The organism is Paucihalobacter ruber (assembly GCF_006494535.1).
Lineage (GTDB): Bacteria > Bacteroidota > Bacteroidia > Flavobacteriales > Flavobacteriaceae > Paucihalobacter > Paucihalobacter ruber.
This window is the reverse complement of the sequence record NZ_VHIQ01000004.1, coordinates 103907-122985: the sequence shown is the minus strand read 5'-3', so window position 1 is coordinate 122985 and position 19079 is coordinate 103907. Positions and strand designations below refer to the sequence as shown.

Annotated in this window: 17 protein-coding genes; 13 read left to right on the top strand and 4 right to left on the bottom strand. The window is 35.0% G+C overall.

All coding sequences use genetic code 11. The features are described from left to right. Positions 1–135 precede the first annotated feature (135 nt). From FJ651_RS09335 to FJ651_RS09285, 11 genes are all read left to right on the top strand, one after another. A complete protein-coding gene (locus tag FJ651_RS09335) occupies positions 136–1533 on the top strand; it encodes an alpha-amylase family glycosyl hydrolase (RefSeq protein WP_216746114.1) in 1398 nt (465 codons plus the stop codon). Then, a complete protein-coding gene (locus FJ651_RS09330) occupies positions 1533–2255 on the top strand; it encodes an SOS response-associated peptidase (RefSeq protein WP_140990248.1) in 723 nt (240 codons plus the stop codon). The genes FJ651_RS09335 and FJ651_RS09330 overlap by 1 nt, the downstream gene beginning before the upstream one ends. Before the next feature lie 862 nt (positions 2256–3117). Then, positions 3118–3480: a hypothetical protein gene (locus tag FJ651_RS09325; RefSeq protein ID WP_140990247.1), complete on the top strand. Its 363-nt coding sequence runs from the start codon at positions 3118–3120 to the stop codon at positions 3478–3480. A 73-nt stretch (positions 3481–3553) separates the two neighbouring features. Next, positions 3554–4561 carry a sensor histidine kinase gene (locus FJ651_RS09320; protein ID WP_140990246.1) on the top strand — a complete coding sequence of 336 codons (1008 nt, stop codon included), beginning with the start codon at positions 3554–3556 and terminating at the stop codon, positions 4559–4561. Beyond that, positions 4558–5313 carry a LytR/AlgR family response regulator transcription factor gene (locus FJ651_RS09315; protein WP_140990245.1) on the top strand — a complete coding sequence of 252 codons (756 nt, stop codon included), beginning with the start codon at positions 4558–4560 and terminating at the stop codon, positions 5311–5313. Before FJ651_RS09320 ends, FJ651_RS09315 begins: the two co-directional genes overlap by 4 nt. 120 nt (positions 5314–5433) lie before the next feature. Further along, positions 5434–6603 (top strand): T9SS type A sorting domain-containing protein, encoded by a 1170-nt coding sequence (locus FJ651_RS09310; RefSeq protein ID WP_140990244.1) that lies wholly within the window; start codon positions 5434–5436, stop codon positions 6601–6603. Positions 6604–6772: 169 nt separating this feature from the next. Continuing rightward, positions 6773–7081 (top strand): hypothetical protein, encoded by a 309-nt coding sequence (locus FJ651_RS09305; protein WP_140990243.1) that lies wholly within the window; start codon positions 6773–6775, stop codon positions 7079–7081. Between the two features lie 148 nt (positions 7082–7229). Next, the gene (locus FJ651_RS09300) at positions 7230–8342 is read left to right on the top strand and encodes a pectin acetylesterase-family hydrolase (protein ID WP_140990242.1); all 1113 of its coding nucleotides are present in this window, start codon (positions 7230–7232) and stop codon (positions 8340–8342) included. A gap of 42 nt (positions 8343–8384) precedes the next feature. Then, a complete protein-coding gene (locus FJ651_RS09295) occupies positions 8385–9452 on the top strand; it encodes a T9SS type A sorting domain-containing protein (RefSeq protein ID WP_140990241.1) in 1068 nt (355 codons plus the stop codon). Between the two features lie 207 nt (positions 9453–9659). After that, on the top strand, positions 9660–10826 hold the full coding sequence (locus tag FJ651_RS09290) for a cadherin domain-containing protein (RefSeq protein ID WP_140990240.1): 1167 nt from the start codon (positions 9660–9662) through the stop codon (positions 10824–10826). 5 nt (positions 10827–10831) lie between these two features. Continuing rightward, complete coding sequence (locus FJ651_RS09285) at positions 10832–11623, top strand: sterol desaturase family protein (protein WP_140990239.1); 792 nt, start codon at positions 10832–10834, stop codon at positions 11621–11623. Between the two features lie 149 nt (positions 11624–11772). On the opposite strand, the gene mnmE is transcribed toward FJ651_RS09285, so the two are convergent. Beyond that, positions 11773–13161: a tRNA uridine-5-carboxymethylaminomethyl(34) synthesis GTPase MnmE gene (gene mnmE / locus FJ651_RS09280; protein WP_140990238.1), complete on the bottom strand. Its 1389-nt coding sequence runs from the start codon at positions 13159–13161 to the stop codon at positions 11773–11775. A gap of 139 nt (positions 13162–13300) precedes the next feature. Between mnmE and FJ651_RS09275 the strand changes: the two genes are divergently transcribed. Then, positions 13301–14452 carry a TlpA disulfide reductase family protein gene (locus FJ651_RS09275; protein WP_140990237.1) on the top strand — a complete coding sequence of 384 codons (1152 nt, stop codon included), beginning with the start codon at positions 13301–13303 and terminating at the stop codon, positions 14450–14452. Between the two features lie 53 nt (positions 14453–14505). On the opposite strand, the gene FJ651_RS09270 is transcribed toward FJ651_RS09275, so the two are convergent. After that, entirely contained in the window at positions 14506–15156 is a 651-nt protein-coding gene (locus FJ651_RS09270) for a rhomboid family intramembrane serine protease (protein WP_140990236.1), read from the bottom strand. Positions 15157–15213: 57 nt separating this feature from the next. On the opposite strand from FJ651_RS09270, the gene FJ651_RS09265 reads away from it, so the two are divergent. Next, on the top strand, positions 15214–16104 hold the full coding sequence (locus tag FJ651_RS09265; RefSeq protein ID WP_140990235.1) for a lysophospholipid acyltransferase family protein: 891 nt from the start codon (positions 15214–15216) through the stop codon (positions 16102–16104). 6 nt (positions 16105–16110) lie between these two features. On the opposite strand, the gene FJ651_RS09260 is transcribed toward FJ651_RS09265, so the two are convergent. After that, complete coding sequence (locus FJ651_RS09260) at positions 16111–17616, bottom strand: aminotransferase class V-fold PLP-dependent enzyme (RefSeq protein WP_140990234.1); 1506 nt, start codon at positions 17614–17616, stop codon at positions 16111–16113. Positions 17617–17639: 23 nt separating this feature from the next. Next, positions 17640–19028: a phosphoglucosamine mutase gene (glmM, locus tag FJ651_RS09255; protein ID WP_140990233.1), complete on the bottom strand. Its 1389-nt coding sequence runs from the start codon at positions 19026–19028 to the stop codon at positions 17640–17642. Positions 19029–19079: the final 51 nt, after the last annotated feature.

Below are 19079 nucleotides of genomic sequence, written 5' to 3'. Positions count from 1 at the left end.
GAAAAATTAATTACTTTTAAAAAATCTAATATCGAAATGAGAAAATTCAAATATTGCGGTTTGTTTCTTTTAAGACTTTAAAATGAATAATAAAAACCCTATTATTTTGTATATTCTTTCACCAAAAATAGCATAATGAAAAACATATTATTATTAACAACCAGCTTGGCTTTTGTTTTAGGTTGCAACAATGTTAAACAATATGAAGCACCGGTTATGAACAAGACAGAAATGAACAATTTTGAACCTGCAGATTATGTAAAACTTACTCATCCAGAATGGAGTAAAAACGCCGTAATTTACCAAATCAATACCCGGCAGTTTACTCCTGAAGGTACTTTTAAAGCAGCGCAGAAAGAGTTACCAAGGTTAAAAGATCTAGGTATTGATATCATTTGGTTGATGCCCATTCATCCAATCGGTGAGAAAAACAGAAAAGGTACACTAGGAAGTCCATATGCCGTTAAAGATTATTATGGCGTAAATCCTGAATTTGGTAACGAACAAGACCTAAAAAATTTTATCAACGAAGCCCATCAGCTGGGTATGAAGGTGATATTAGACTGGGTTGCCAACCATACCGCATGGGATAATGTTTTGGTAGAAACACATCCCGAATGGTACCAGAGAGACCACAATGACAACTTCAGGCCAACGCCCTGGTGGGATTGGGATGATATTATCAATCTTGATTATGAGAAGCCCGGACTCAGAGAATACATGACCGAAGCCATGAGTTATTGGGTGAAAGAGTTTGATATTGACGGCTATCGCTGCGACGTGGCCGGATTTGTGCCGGTTGATTTTTGGAATAACGTGCGAAAAACACTAGACAGCACTAAACCGGTTTTTATGCTGGCTGAATGGGAGTCTCGCGATTTACATGCCGAAGCTTTTGACATGACGTACGCCTGGAGCTGGAACGAAACCGTACACCAAATATGTAAAGGCAAAGCCGACCTTAATAAACTGTTTGTTTATTATTCGTGGAATGAAAGCGCGTACCCCAAAAATGCCATACGTATGACCCATATTGCTAATCATGACAGCAATGCCTGGGAAGGCACCATGTTTGAAAATTTTGGCGACGGATTGGAAGCTGCTATCGCCTTATCTGTTGTAGGCGAAGGAATGCCTATGGTGTACAACGGTATGGAAGCCGGAAACGATAAGAGACTGGCGTTTTTTGAAAAAGACCCGATTGTTTGGAAAGTTCATGAATTTAATGACTTGTTCAAAGATTTGTTTGCACTTTTAAAAAACAACAGCGCTTTATGGCATGCCAAATGGGGTGCCACCATGATAAAGGTACCCAACAACGCACCAACAGAGGTGTTAAGTTTTGTGCGTCAAAATGAAAACAACAAGGTGTTTGCTGTTCTTAATTTTTCAGATAAAGTTCAAAATGTGCAATTTGAAGACAATTTATTTTCAGGAAACTACAACCAATTTGGTAGTGGTGAGCAAATCTCATTTAATACTGAAAGTCAACTAACGCTTCAACCCTGGGATTATAAGATCTACACACAATAATGTGTTACGCCGTTTCAAATACCAAGACTCAAAAAGAAATTGAAGAGATAAGCAAAACAAGGTGGCAATCTAAGGAGCCCTACAAACCCTACTTTCATCTGTCGGCGTTTAGTTATCCCAACTTGCATGTTCAAACCATTGAGAAACAGATGTATAGTGAGAATGCTACCTGGGGATTTATTACGGAGTCGGCTTTGAGTGATATTAATTCCTTCAGAAAAAAATACCATACTTTTAATGCCAGGGCCGAAGATTTATGGGATTCAAAAATTTACGCCGAAGCTGTTAGCACACAACGATGTTTAATTTGGGCCGATGGTTTTTTTGAACCGCACCGCATCAATAAACAAAGTATTCCATATTACTGCTACGTACCTGATACTTCAAAAAGCAATAGCAGGCAATTATTTGCCTTTGCCGGTTTGTATTCGAAATTAGAAAACGAGGCACTTACCTGCACCATCATTACTACCAAAGCCAACGATTTTTTTGCTGAGATTCACAATGTGAAAAAGCGCATGCCTTTGGTATTATCGAGTCAACTTTATCAAGACTGGCTTGATTCAAATGCCAATATGCATCAAATTAAAGACTTGCTTAACAACGGTTTTACAGAAGAAGCGTTTAGAGCACATCCCGTGAGCAGCAGTATTTACAATAAAAACATCAACACTAATATTCCCGCTGTTTTAAATGAAGTTGATAAAGGAACTTTATTTTAGTTTGTGCGAAAAAATTAACAATGATGGAAATAAAGAGTTAAAAACCTTTGAATTTTAAAGTTTTACTTCCCAATACAAAAAGTGATATTACCCTTTATTATTGACTTTAAAAATTAAAAGCACAAATTCGGTACAATAAAAATTAAAGTATCGCAAAAAATAACGTTTAAACAAAGTTGGAGTTCTTTTTAAGTTTCCTTGTTGCGTTGTTTACAACAATTATTATATCATCAAAAGAGCAGAATCTAAAAGCTTTTAAGAAAATGACACAGGTTCCCTATTTGATAAAAAGTACTAAATTATATTCACTCTCAGGAATTGCAAATTTAAATTATTATATATAATTTAAAACTATTCTAAAGTAACCAATAGTGCCATTATGAATTATTTTGATTTAGGATTGAGATAATTGATTTTTAGGGCAATAATAAGAAAATTGATAGTTAATTATTATATTGCCATAAATGTTACGGAAAGAAAAGAATTGCTATATCATGTTATTTTTTCAGTATTTTGGCTAAAAGAATAGGGTTATTAATTAAGTTGTCACCATAGAAGCCATCGTGTGGGATACGAGATAGTATAATTTGATATTTTAAAAGATAGTCAGATTGGCTTCCTTTCCGTTTCTGTAAATGAAATGATAGTTTTTATTGGTCTGAAATATCGAATAAAATTTTGGCGCACAGAAAATCAAATAAATTCACGTTGTTAAAAACTTATTTATGATATTTTTATTCGATGAGAGATTTAGACATTTCACTAATGATTTTTGGCGGTTCATGTTAAATATCGATTTACACAATAACATCTGGAACTACTTTTGTATTCATTAAATGAAAATAATAAATTCACGTCAGCAATGCAATCTTTAATTTTAGCTATTTTTATTTTAATAAGTTTTTCATTAGCTGGACAAAATCATGAAATAACCAAAGAACAAAAAATACAAGTAGAAGCGTCAATAAAAAAGCATTTTGAAAAGTTAGAATTATCTGAACAACAAAAACCAAAATTTGAGGCTATAATCAAGCGCTATGCGATTCAATTTATACATTTACAAGAAAGTAATCAGGGACGACTTTCAAAATATAAAACCTATAAAGCTTTGAGTAAAAAGAGAAATGAAGAAATCCAAACTATACTTTCTATAAGTCAATTTGAGAAGTATGTTACTTTACAAAAAGAACTACAACAAAAAATGATGAATAAAAAGATGAACTAAACCAAACTCAACTAATATAACTAATATAACTAAATATAAAACTGTTGATTAAGGTAAATACTTTGTGCAATAAATGAAAACCAACAAACTTATATTTTTAATATCCTTAGGAGTTTCTGTTTTTTTCAATATCCCAAGACTTAATTTTCTTTATGGCAACAGAGATCCCTTTCTTAGCAATTTGATAGAAGTTTCTATTGAAGATACTATTTTCAGAGTATTTTCTCTTTTCTGTTTTAGTGTTGTGATACTCAAATTTAATTTAAGCTGGAATGAAAAAATCAATTTCAAGTACCACAAGTGGGTATCTTCGTTAATTAATTTGTCATTCTTTTTCTTTTGGATGCTCTTTTTGAAGCTTGTTAACCTATGGGTTTACGATTTTGATACCTTTTCTATGAGTACCCAAATAATCAATATTTCATACCTGCTTGTCATGTTGATACTCATAGTTGTTTCGAGGATTATCAGGCTAACAGAACAATCAAAACAAAATGCCATTGAAAAAGAACGGCTTGTACAACAAAACTTACAAAACGAGTTATCTGCTTTAAGAAATCAAATCAATCCTCATTTTTTATTTAATTCACTAAATTCTTTGAGCCTTCTGGTTATGGAAGACCAAAAAGCAGCCCGAACATTTATCAACAAGCTATCTTTTATGTTTCGCTATATGCTTCAAAGTAAAGATCAAGATATGGTGACTATCAAAGAAGAAGTCAAGTTTTTAGATAGTTATATACATCTTATCAAACAACGTTATCGTGACAATTTTCATGCGCTGATTGAAATTAAAGAAAAATTATTTCAACATAAAATACCTACATTAGCACTTCAAATTTTGATGGAAAATGCGGTTAAACACAATGAGATTTCAAATGAAAATCCTTTACATGTTGAAGTATTTGATCATGAAAATTATATCGTTGTTAAGAATAAAATTCAAGTAAGAACAGGAACTGTTGAAAGTACAAATACCGGTCTAAGCAATCTCAATTCAAGATTTAAGTTGTTGATGAATAAAGAGATAGAAATTTCGGCTGATGACAAATACTTTAAGGTGAAAATTCCAATATCATGAAGGTAGTGATTATAGAAGATGAAGGAGCAGCTGCAGAAAACTTAAAATTGATGTTATCTGAGATTGATACTTCAATAATAGTTGACAAGGTAATTGATACTGTGGCAGGAGCAATCACCTATTTTTCTGAGATTAATGATATTGAATTAGCATTTTTTGACATTCATTTGGCAGATGGAATTTCCTTTGAAATTTTTAACCAACAACAAATTAATATCCCTATCATTTTTACAACAGCGTATGACGAGTTTGCCATAAAAGCATTTAAAGTTAACAGTATAGATTATTTACTAAAACCTATAGACGAAGAAGAGCTGTCGGAAGCAATCCATAAATTTAAAAAAGATAAGAAAATCCAAAAAATTGATGAGCAATTTCAACAGGTTTTGCAAATTATCCAATCAGAAAAGAAAACATACAAAACAACTTATTTATTCCAGAAACGCGATACATTAGTGCCCGTTAAAGTTGAGGATATAGCATATTTTATAATAGAAGTTGGTATAGTTAAGGCCATAAGTTTTAACAATAAAGAATATATAATCGATAAGAAATTAGAAGATATTGAAAATGAATTAGACCCTTCTCAATTTTTTAGAGCCAACAGGCAATTTATTGTCAATAGGAAAGCCATTAAACATTTAGAATTGTATTTTAATGGAAAGCTTATTATTAATATTGAGCCTAAACCTTCAGAAAAAATTGTGGTCAGCAAAGCCAAAGCTCCACAATTAAAAGATTGGATGAATTAAAACTGATTACCAGTCTAAAACATTTCACTTCACCATTTGGTCGTTTCGCCCTTTTTAAAAAGTTATTCGTACCGATAACATCTAATTTTGAGCATAGTTTAATCTAAAACCGTGTCAAAAATGAAAACGAAAAAATACAATTTAAAAACCAAAATTTCCAGTTTACTATTTTTAATATTAAATTTTGCTTTGGTTGCACAGCAAAGTATATCAGGTAGCTTTTCAAGTAATGGAAATACCAGAGGCTATATTGGAGCAATTCCTGATAACCTTCAAACACCTTTACGACTTGTTATCATGTTCTGTGGTGCTACCGAAAATGCCTCTCAAATGCAACTCAGAGGCTATAATAATTTTCTTGGCAATAACAGCATGATTATTTATCCTGAACCTTTTAATGCTACTTTCGGTTTTGATAACTCAAATGGTATTGATGATTTTCAGATGGTAGAAGATCTCATTACCAATATTGCTTCAAATTATACCATCAATGTAAATGATATTTGTATTGGTGGTTTTTCTAATGGTGGTGTATTTACTTATAATCTGGTGTGCGATTTTAACAGTCCATCTTCAACACGCGCTTACAGGTTTAAGTCCTTTGCAGTTGTTTCCGGGGCTATGGAAGCCAGTAATGCCAACATAACAGATTGCCCTATAGCAAATGAATTACCTGCGATTGTTTTCCATGGAACTTCCGATCCTGTTATTCCATACAATGGTGGTAATGTTGGTTTTCCCTTAAACATTCAGACTGGAGCTACTGAAACTACAGTCAACTTTTGGGCAAATACAATAAATAATTGTACATCAACGCCAATGGTAACTTCACTTCCTAACACCAATACAACTGACGGGTCAAGCGTTGAACTTTTAAATTATGACTGCGCAACATCTGAAGAAACCTTGCTTTATCGTATAATCGGAGGACAACATGCTTGGCCTAGTGGCAATGCCAATTTTGATATTGCACAGAACAGAAATTTAGACATAAACGCCTCAGAAGTAATCAGTCAATTTTTTGAAGATCCTACAACGCTATCAAATAATGATTTTAATAATTTAGAAAATGAAATATTAATTTATCCCAATCCTGTGAAAGATTTCATTGTGGTAAAATCAACTTACAATTTAGATAAAATCGAGTTATTCAACTTGAAAGGGAAAGTGATAATGTCATACGACCAGCCTCTAACCTCAATTTCTTTAGAAAGTTTAGAATCTGGAATTTATCTATTAAAAATTCATGCTGAAAATAGAAAAATTATAAAAAAAATAGCCAAGCAATAATAATTTACCTCATTTTAATGATTCCAGTTTTTAAAAACTCTGTCTATAGAGCAGAGTTTTTTTTATAGTTATTTCACTAAACAATTGAGTCGTTTCACTTTGTTTCTAAAATTTTCTGTACAACCACATTTTAATTTTGAGCATCATTTAATCTAAAACCATGTCAAAAATGAAATCAAAAAATACTACCAAAATTTTATTTCTGGAATTACTCTTTCTGTACTTAACCAAGATTGTACGTGCACAGAATTTTACAGTAGTCCCTAAGGCACTGCTAATTGTTGACGCTATTCGTTGTACGATTTCATTTACCCATGTGAATGGAGACAAAGACCACGATGTAATCGTTACAGTTTTAAATTTATCTGGATATAACTCTAAACTTTGCACCAATGTTGGATATGGCAATTTTACAAAAATGGTTATTACAACTTTTTATAGAGTCGCTCCAAGATTGGTTGCCTTTACCAACATATAATGTTTTTAACTCTTTCTTTTAGGCGGAGTTTTTCTTAACATGCAGTTAAAGATCATTCCACATTGGATTTTAAACGCTTCACTTTATTTTCTTAAAGCCGCATTAACTACTAATTTACATTTGAATCAAACTTTAAAAACGATTCACAATGAAAAATTTAAAAAGAAATTTGACCCTGATTTTATCTTTAGTATTTATCGCCTCAAGTTGCTCAAACGATGATGATGCTTTAGCACAAAGTAATGACCCAGATCCAGTAGTTATAGATACTCCCTTTCAGGAATTGTATGATCAGGGCATCGATCGCTATTTAGGTACTTTTACTCCAACATCAACATCAATAACTGCACCTGGTATTACCGAATATTTTTTTGAAATACCTGATGGACCAATCTGCTACACCGGAAACGAATTTTCAATGTTTACAAGAGACGGCAGTAGTAACAATCTTTTGATATTCCTAAATGGTGGTGGTTTTTGCAACCCTATTGCCTGTGCTGCTGTTGAGGATGGTATTCCTTTGGTACCGTTTGGTATTCTAAGCCCGGCCGATCCTCAAAGCCCTACTTCAAATTTCAATTTGGGTTATGTACCCTACTGTGATGGCAGCGCTATGATAGGAGATGTCGATGTTGATAGCAATGGAGATGGTATTGACGACCGCTTTTTTAGAGGGGTTCAAAATTTGTCAGCCTCTTTAGATGTGATTGCAGATAGATACCCGATGCCAGACAAAATAGTGCTTGCAGGAAATAGCGCCGGTGGTTTTGCTGTTCATCACGCTTTGCCTTTGGTTAGAAAGTTATACCCCGATGTAGCTATAGATGTCATCAACGATTCTGGCACAGGAATTATCAACCCTAGTGGCTGGCTAATGAATTTGGATTATTGGAATGGCGGTTCGTTTTATCCTAATAGCTGCACCGATTGCATTGGGACGGATGGTAATCTTACCGAATACCATAAATACCAGTTGCTACAAGACCCCAATATAAGAATGGCTTACATCAGCTCTAAGCAAGACGATACTTTTGCACAACTAACACAAGGCGGTGGTGCAGCATTTGAAGAGCAATTGCTTGCAGCTGCCAATGAATTAAAAAGCGAATTTCCAGAGCGTTTTAACAGTTTAATTCCTAATGGAACAGACCATACATTTATTATCAGAGATTACATTTTTGAGGTTAGTAATACCAATGTACGCTCTTGGATTAGTGATATGATTAATAATAATAATAATTGGATTTCAGTAACTGAATGAATTCACTTTAAAATGGTAAACAATTGAATAAACTATAATCCTATGAAATTCAAACTTATAACATCATCAGTAGTAGTATTTGTCGCATTTTCTAATTTTGCTTCATCACAAGAAAATAATGCTCTTGTATCAGCCTTTTTTGGCCTTGATAGCTCAATGCCATTTCAAGCAAATTTTCTTTGCCCTGGAGCACAAGGGATGGATGGAATGCCGGTAAATTTCAAATACCCTATTGATGCAAGTAGTTTATCAGCTTCTGATTTTGAAGTCGTGGATAGCCTTGGCAACATAAACATACCTTTGTGTGCTGTTTTAGCACCAGCGAATGAAAACGGAGAAAATCGAACAGTACTTTTAATAGGTGAGTTTGGCACTGCTGTTACCAATCCACCCAGAGAGGTAAGAGTTGTAGATGATTTATTTACTGCCGAAACTTTAGAAGGTGAGTCGGCCTGTTCAGAAATCATAAACCTGAATGGAATCTCTACCACAAATGTAGTTCCGCTTGCTGATGGGCCAAGTTTGTTTTTTGCTCAAAGATTAGATGGCAGTCTGAATGAATGCACTACAGGCGTTCAAACGATACAAGTAGCTTGGAATGGTGGCATCACACCCCACATAAGTGGTGATACAGAAGCTGACTTATTTCAATACTATATTGGTTATACTGAAGAAAGTTCAGGAGCCCTTATTCCGCATGTACCTATTTCGATAGCTGATATAAATGACAACGACAACTTCCACCAACTATGTTTTTCCACGAGTGATGAAATTGTTAAAATTTCAATGATGGCTAACACAGTCCAAGACCCAAACCAAGATCCAAATCTTTATAGTGAAATAGATGTTACTTATTGCAGCCCTTTGAGTGTAGGAGCAACTATTTTCGAAAAAAGGTATGAAATTTATCCAAATCCGTTCTCCCAAGAAATTTTTATAAAAAACCTACTTGGTGATGAATACTTCATCATTTATGACTCTTTAGGAAGAAGTATTATTGAAGGTAAATGTTTTGAAACCGTAAGAATACCTGAAACAAAATCAGGGATATACTATTTAACTATCGGAAATAATACAAATCAGGCAACTTACAAGTTGATTAAAAAATAATTGCTTTCAACAATGGTCATAATGAATGCAAGTAAAAGTGTTGCAAGGGGAATAAATACATTAAATAAATTAAAAGCAAAACAGCTGAAAAAAAATCTTTTGAAAGCTGAAATAATAACCAAAAAAGAGTCAATCTTATTCAGTATAGTATAAGTTTTAGTCTTTATTACAAAAAATACATTTATCACAATTTTAAAAATTTGAATTATGAAAAAATATAAGATAGCATTTTTAATAGTATTATCACTTCTGCTGATGAATTGCTCAGAAGATGATTCAACAAATACTGCTCCTTCAATTACAAGCCAGACCTTTAACATTCCGGAAGACACTCCAATAGGTACAATTATTGGCACAATTGAAGCTTCTGATAGCGATGGCGACCAGTTAACTTTCAATGTTTTATCTGGTAATATCGATGATACTTTCACAGTTGATAGCTCTACGGGAGAAATTACGCTCATTGGAATGCTAGAATTTGACAATGTCGATTCTTATGTGTTTGAAATCGAGGTAACAGATGGACAACTGAACTCCAGCAGCACCATAACTATACAGATAATAGAGGGTATCGAAACAGGTCTTAAAGAGAAAACAATTATGCACGATGGTATAGAAAGAAAATATCTACTCTACCTCCCTGAAGATTATACCGGTAACGAAGCTTTACCACTCGTGTTTAGCCTACACGGTGCTGGTGGTTCAAAAGAAAGTCAATATGCGTTGAGTGAATTTAACCTATTAGCTGAAAGTGAAAATTTTATTTTGGTTACACCTGAAGCTTTAGCTGTAGTAGGCAATATCAGAATTTGGAACCAACAAAGTTCTCCAAATGCCGCTGATGATGTGGGTTATATTGACGCACTCATAGATGAAGTGAGCTCAGATTATAATGTTGATTTAGACAGAATTTACATAGCAGGTTCGTCAAACGGGGCATTCATGGCTTTAGAAATAGCTTGCAAATTAAGCGAGAAGATTGCTGCAGTAGCCGCGGTAAAAGGCTATATGTCACCGGAACAAATCGCAAATTGCAACCCAACCACCCCAACGGCCATTATTCAAATGCACGGCACTAATGATCCGCTTGTAACTTACGAAAGTGTAGAGGTCACTATTCAGTTTTGGAATACTTTTAATAACACCAATTCTACCGCAATCGTATCTACGCGCCCAGATTTAGACCCCAATAATGGCAATGTCACCAACTCCTATCTCTACTCCGATGGCACAAATGGCTTTGAGGTTGAACATTTAGAAGTTATAAATGGTGTTCACGATTGGTTTGGCGAGCCGGGCACTAATTACGATATAAATGCCAGTGAAGAAGCTTGGATATTTTTTAAAAAATTTAATATTAACGGAAAAATATAAAAACAATGGATACAAAATTAGAATTACTTTTAGGTGGTATTGTTTTAATGGCATTAATAGCAGAAATCATTTGGTCAAGTCTAAAACAAAAAAATGTTTTTAATTTAAATGAAAGCCTAGGAAATTTTGCAATCTTTATTGGAAACAATATCATGAAACCTATTTCCCTTGGGTGGAAGTATTTGGTATTTGGATGGGTGGAGCAATTTCAGTTTTTTACAATTCCTACCAATGTATTTACAATTGTACTAACATTTTTTGTGGCCGAGTTTGGTTTTTACTGGTACCACAGGCTAAGTCACGAAACACCAATTTTATGGACCATGCATCACACCCACCATTCAGGTATGCAGATGAATTTATCTACAGCTGTAAGGCTTAACTGGCTTGGTGCATTTGTGAGTCCTTTATTTTATTTACCGTTTGTGCTTTTAGGCTTTTCAGCAGAAGTTTTGATTATTTGTATTTCTCTAGGGCTGTTTTTTCAGTATTTTTTACATACCGAAACCATAGGCAAATTGGGTGTTTTTGAAGGAAAAATATTCAATACACCATCGGCACATCGAGTACACCACGGTTCTAACGAGATTTATATTGATAAAAATTACGGTGGTACCCTAATTATTTTCGATAGAATTTTTGGCACCTATCAACCCGAAACCGAAAAGGTAAACTATGGAGTTACTACCGGATTCTTCAGCAATAACCCAATCAAATTAAATTTTCTTCCCATTTATCTGTATATAAAAGGGAATTGGAGACGAGAGAAACAACGTAATAATGAACAAAATCATTAAGTTTTGTGTTATTTTATAAACTCAATTTATTAACAATTAGTTTAAAATAGAAATATTAAAGGAAGAGATTGATGATCTTGTTTTTCCCTTATTATAAATTCAAAATAATTCTACCATTATTTATTACCGTTTGACTTAGATTATGCAAGTTACTTCCCGATACAAAAATTAGCAAAAATATTACCAAGCAACTCATCGTTAGATACTTGACCTGTTATTTCACCAAAATAATACAAGGCCTGCCTGATGTCTATAGCCATTAAATCGCCCGAAAGTCCGGATTCGAGTCCGTGCCTGACCTTTAAAATTTCTTCAAGGGCTTTTAACAAAGCATCGTAATGGCGCGTATTCGTAACTATAGTTTCATTATTGCGCAAGGCACCACTATTAATCATGGTCAATAACTTATTGGTTAGTTGTTCCACACCAAATCCGGTTTTAGCCGACAGTAACAACACATCGGGAATTGTTTTATTGATCTCGGCTAGTTCGGTATCGGTTAAAACATCTATTTTATTGGCAATGGTAATTAATGGTTTTTGCGGATATTTGTTTCTGATTTTTGCCAGTTCTATGGCTACGTCGTCTAATTTTGCCTTGGCAGTACTGCCGTCAAACAGATAAATAACTACTTGCGCCTGCTCTATTTTTTCAAAGGTTTTTTTAATACCAATACTTTCAACAACATCTTTGGTTTCTCTAATTCCGGCGGTGTCAATAAATCTAAAACCCATCCCGCCAATGGTTATTTCGTCTTCAACCGTATCGCGAGTGGTTCCGGCAATTTCAGACACTATGGCGCGTTCTTCATTTAACAACGCGTTTAATAAGGTTGATTTCCCCACGTTCGGTTCGCCCACAATCGCTACCGGAATGCCGTTTTTAATGACGTTTCCTACAGCAAACGAATCGATTAATCGTTTCAAAACCTGCTCAATTCGTTCCAATAAGATTTTAAACTGGGAGCGGTCGGCAAATTCAACATCTTCTTCAGAAAAGTCCAGTTCGAGTTCAATTAGAGATGCAAAATTGAGTAATTCCTCGCGCAGCATGGCAATTTCATTAGAAAATCCACCACGCATTTGCTGCATGGCAATTTGGTGTGAGGCCTCGTTTTCGCTGGCGATTAAATCTGCCACAGCTTCGGCCTGACTTAAATCTAACTTTCCGTTCAAAAAAGCGCGTAAGGTAAATTCGCCTGCATTGGCCATTTTACATCCTTTTTTTAAGAACAGTTGAATAATTTCTTGCTGAATGTACAAACTACCATGGCAGGATATTTCAATGACATCTTCGCCCGTGTAAGAATTTGGATTTTTAAAGATGCTTACTAAAACTTCGTCTATAATTCTGTTGTTGTCAACAATATGACCTAAATGAATGGTATGCGTTTTTTGTTCAGACAAATTCTTTCCTGAAACCGATTTAAAATGCGTTGCGGCCATCTCTATGGCTTTTGGTCCGGAAAGTCTAATCACTGCAATAGCACCGGCACCCGAAGGCGTTGCCAAGGCAATGATAGTTTCGTCTAAAATCATAGGTTTTATTTTTTTACAAAAGTATGGCAAAATTAAGGATAGATTTAATTTTGTTATCAGAACATGCCTTTAACAGCATTTTAAAGAGCATTATGTTCGAGTTATGTATATTTGCACAACCTAAAAAGCGATCACAATTATGAAACAAATTTTTATTATCAGTCTTGTTGTTTTAAGTCTGTTTTCTTGCAAAGAAGAACCAAAACCCGAAGGATACGTTATAAATGGTACAGCAACAGACGTTTACAATGGCATAAGAGTTTTTCTACAAACTTCAAATGAACAAGGAAGACCAGTTGATAAAGATACCGCCATTGTAATGGATGGAAAATTTAAATTTGAAGGAAAATTAGAAAATCCCGAAATGCTTTACATCAAGGTCAACAGCGTTACAGGTAACCTTCCAATCATACTTGAAAATGCCGTTGTAAGTATAGATATTAACAAACAAAATATTGCAAAATCTGAAGTAAAAGGTTCTAAAAGTCACGATGACTATGTGGCATTTATCGAAGGTAGAAACAAAGCTCAAATGGATGTGCAATCCTTGAGTGTAAAACTTGACGAAGCTAAATTTTTAAAAGACCAACCTAATATTGAATATTATAACGAAGAATTAAACAAAGCTGTAGATAACAACACAAATTTTGCGGCCGACTTTGTAAAATCACATCCCGACAGCTATGTAAGTTTGTTTATTGTTGATGCCCAAACCAATTTGAGAGATGTTGATCTGGAACTTTATCAAAATGCCTTTAATAGTTTATCGAACGAACTTAAAAACAGTGAATACGGAAAGAACGTACAAACCAAAATGGACCAAGTACGCGAATTTCAAGAAAAATCTCAACGCTTAGCCATCGGCCAAAAAGCTCCCGATTTTACCGCTCCCGATCCAAATGGTAAGCCCGTTTCTTTATACGACATCAAGGGAAAGGTAACCATTATTGATTTCTGGGCGGCCTGGTGCGGACCATGCAGACGAGAGAATCCAAACGTAGTTAAAGTATATGAGCAATTTCACGATAAAGGATTAGAAATTATTGGCATTTCATTAGATGGTACACCAACTCAACCCGATGCAAAAGCCGCCTGGCTTAAGGCTGTTGAAGACGATCAATTAACCTGGCACCATGTTTCTAGTTTGCAATATTTTAATGACCCGGTTGCAAAAATGTACGATATTAATGCCATTCCTGCTACTTTCATTATTGACGAAGAAGGTACCATTATAGCGAAAAATTTAAGAGGTATAGCATTAGAAAGAAAAATTGCCGAATTATTAAACTAAGCAATTTAAAGTGTTACATTATAAAGCTGTTAGATAAATCTGGCAGCTTTTTTTTAGAGCTTACCGGTTTTATGCATAAAGAATAAAATACCAATAGGCAAAGCTAATAAAAGCACCATCAGTAAATTGGTTTGCAATAAAATTGGGAACATCAACAATGTGGCAACATAACCACCTACAGCGCCACCAAAATGAGCGTCGTGACCAATATTTCCAATACTCTTTTTTATACCGTAAATAGAATACAGTAAATAACCTATTCCAAATACATAAGCGGGAATTGGAATGGGTATTAAAAAGAAATACAAACTCATATCGGGTCTCAATAGTATGGCCGAGTAAAGCACGCCCGTTATCGCACCGCTGGCACCAACAGCCGTGTAGTTATATTCATCTTTATGAAAATAATAACTCAACAAACTACCTAAAATTAAGCTTACAATATAAATAATGATAAATCTAAAATCGCCCAAATAGGCTATCACTACAGGAGCAAAAAAATAAAGCGTGAACATATTAAAAAATAAATGCAATGTATTAACATGCAAAAATCCCGAACTGAACATTCTAAATTTATCACCACCTTTAATGGAACCAATGTGAAATTTATAACGATCAAAAAAATTAAGGTCGCCTAAACCTTTATAGGTAATGATAACGTTAGCCGCAATGATGATAATAGTTATAAAACTGAAACTTGCCATAAAAAACCTGTATTGAAAGTTTAAATTATATCTTTACAGCGCAAATGTAACCATTCTATGCAACTTATTGCTTACCTCATAGTGTATCCTATTTTATGGCTGGTTTCTATACTGCCATTCAGATTGCTATATGCATTTTCTGACCTGCTTTATTTTTTTATTTACAAGGTTTTTGGCTACCGAACTAAAACTGTTAAACAAAATCTTAAACTGGTATTTCCTGAAAAGTCTGACAAAGAATTAAAGGCTATTATGTCTAAATTCTATCATCATTTATGCGATATGATTTTGGAAGCCATTAAATCAATGACTATTTCAAAAGCAGAACTAATTGAACGCTATAAATTTTCAAACATCGAAGTCATCAACGAAATTGAAAATCATGAAAGAAGTATTGTCTTAATGTGTGGCCATTACGGAAGTTGGGAATGGATTTTCATCCTTCAGCATTACATAACCCACAAGGGGTTTGCCATATACAAACAATTAGCGAATAACTATTTCGATAAACTGGCCAAGCGTATTCGTGCCAAACATGACACTTTTTTAATTACCACGAAGGAAGCCTTTAAGATTTTGGCAGAGTCTCAGGCTAACGGCGAATTAAGTATTACAGGGTTTGCCTCAGACCAATCACCAAAAGCCAATAAAGCCTTTCACTGGCAAGATTTTATGGGTATTAAAGTACCGGTTCATGTTGGAGCCGAAGTGATTGCTAAAAAATATGATATGAGCGTGGTGTTTTTCGACGTAAAACGAATAAAACGAGGTTATTACGAAACCACTTTTAAAAAAATAACCGATACCCCAAATAATTTTAAAGACTACGAAATCACCGATACCTTTTTAAAATTGGTAGAACAACAAATCAAGGAAGCTCCTGAATACTATTTATGGACGCACAAGCGCTGGAAACACAGAGATAAAGTTCCGACAGAATTTAAATAATGTTATTTAAAGGTCAAACCAGCTTTCAACGTCATTATCTGATTTCCTCAAAGGGTGGTAATTTTTAAAAATAAACTCATTACTTTCTCTATCATAATGATAGTCTTCTTTCCAAACTTGATGATGTTTTGATAATTCAATAATGGCATTACAAACAAATTCAATTTCAGCATTGGTAGTTGTTGGATGGATAGACATCCTAATCCAACCCGGCTTTCTAACCAAATCGCCAATGGTAATTTCGTTGGTAAGTTCGTGAGAGGTGTCGTAATCAACATGTAACAGATAATGACCATAGGTACCGGCACAACTACAACCACCTCGGGTTTGAATACCAAATTTATCATTGAGCAATTTCACGCCTAAATTGTAATGTAAATCATCTATGTAAAACGAAATAACTCCTAACCTATCCTCATGCTGGTCTGCGAGAATATGAATATTTTTGTATGGTTTTAACCTTTTAAAACAGTAGTTAACCAATTCGTGTTCGCGTTTTAAGATGTTATCAACACCCATTTGCTCTTTTAAATTAATAGCAAGTGCTGTTTTAATAGTTTGTAAAAAACCTGGTGTGCCACCATCTTCGCGTTCTTCTATATTATCAATATATTTATGTTCACCCCAAGGATTGGTCCAGCTAACGGTACCACCACCCGGACAATCGGGAATCATATTCTTGTACAATTTTTTATTGAACACCAAAACGCCGCTAGTTCCGGGGCCACCTAAAAATTTGTGAGGCGAAAAGTAAACCGCATCTAAATACGCTTCTTCATCTTCAGGATGCATATTGATGTTGACATAAGGTGCTGAACAGGCAAAATCCACAAAACACACGCCATTGTAGCGGTGGATTAATCTGGCAATGTCGTAATAAGGTGTTTCTATGCCCGTCACGTTGGAACCTGCAATAACAGCTGCAATTTTTAGCGGACGGCTTTTGTATTGCTCCAATAACTTTTGAAGATTTCTTAAACTGAACAAACCTTCCTTTCCCGGGGGAATCACCTCAACCGTTGCCATAGTTTCTAACCATGACGTATGGTTGGAATGGTGTTCCATGTGAGACACAAACACAACCGGCTTTAACTCATCAGGTACATTGGTGAAGGCTTTTAAATTTTCAGGAATTTTTAAACCTAAAATTCGCTGGAATTTGTTGACCACTGTGGTCATTCCACTACCCGATACAATTAAAACGTCATCTTCACTGGCGTTGACATGTTTCTTTATAATATGTTTTGCTTTGTGATATGCGCGGGTCATGGCCGTTCCGGAAACGGTAGTTTCGGTATGGGTATTTGCCACAAACGGACCAAATTGGTTTAAGAGTTTTTCTTCAATAGGACGGTACAGTCTGCCAGAAGCTGTCCAGTCTGTATAAACAATAGGCATTTTGCCATAAGGAGAAGTAAAGGTTTGATCAATACCAACAATATGCTTCCTGAACTTTGAAAAATAGGTTTCCAGTTCTCTTGAAAGTGGCGGAGCGTCAATAACAGACTTCATAGTTGGCAATTTTTACAAAGTTATTAAATATTTGCTACGGCTTTGATCTTTGCAATTATTTGTTCTGCCAAATCATCAGCTTGTTGTTGGCTTGGTGCTTCGGTATAAATTCTGATAATAGGTTCTGTATTGCTTTTTCTAAGGTGAACCCAACTATTTTCAAAGTTAATTTTAACACCATCGATGGTTGAAATATCTTCTGTTTTGTATTGTTCGGCAATAGCTTCTAAAATACCATCGACATCTAATCCTTCGGTGAGTTCAATTTTGTTTTTACTCATGTAGTATTGCGGATAGCTTTGTTTTAAGGCACTCACCGACAATTGTTTTTCGGCTAACAAACTCAAGAATAGCGCCACACCAACCAAGGCATCTCTGCCGTAATGCAATTCAGGATAGATAATACCACCATTTCCTTCGCCACCAATAACCGCATTGGTTTGTTTCATTAGCGCCACCACATTCACCTCGCCAACAGCACTGGCCTGATAGCTGCCACCGTGTTTTTCGGTAATATCTTTTAAAGCTCTGGTAGAACTCATATTGCTCACTGTATTCCCGGGAGTGATTCCTAAAACATAGTCGGCACAAGCCACAAGTGTATATTCTTCACCAAACATGTCGCCATTTTCATCAATAAAAGCCAAGCGGTCTACATCGGGGTCAACCACGATTCCAAAATCGGCTTTATGATTAATAACAGCTTGAGACAAATCGGTTAAATGTTCTTTTAAAGGCTCGGGATTATGAGGAAAATGCCCGGTTGGGTCGCAGTATAATTTAACCGCTTCAACTCCTAGCCTTTCTAAAAGTAATGGAATTGCAATGCCTCCCGTAGAATTAACACCATCAACAACAACTTTAAATTTTGCTTTTTTTATGTCGTCGGTATTGACTGTTTTGAGCTTTAGTACTTCATCGATATGTAAATCTATATAAGCATCATTTCGGGTTATTTTACCCAAATGATCAACCTCTGCAAAATTGATTGAATTACCTGAGGCAATCTCAAGAATGCGTTCGCCTTCTTCAGCATTTAAAAATTCGCCTTTAGCATTAAGTAATTTTAGTGCATTCCATTGTTTTGGATTATGACTGGCGGTTAGAATAATGCCACCATCGGCATGTTCCATAGGTACGGCAATTTCAACAGTTGGCGTGGTGGATAATCCCAAGTCAATCACGTGAATTCCCATGCCAACCAGCGTTTGCATCACTAAAGCCTGTATCATTTCACCTGAAATCCTGGCGTCTCTGCCAACCACAACCCTGTAGTTTTCTTTATTGCGTTGTTCTTTTATCCATGTGCCATAAGCCGCAGCAAATGTAACCGCGTCAATAGGTGTAAGATTATGGCCAACGGCACCTCCAATGGTACCTCTAATTCCTGAAATTGATTTAATAAGTGTCATGAATTGATTTTTTATCTTCTATAACTTAATTGATAGCAAAGTTAAGCTTAT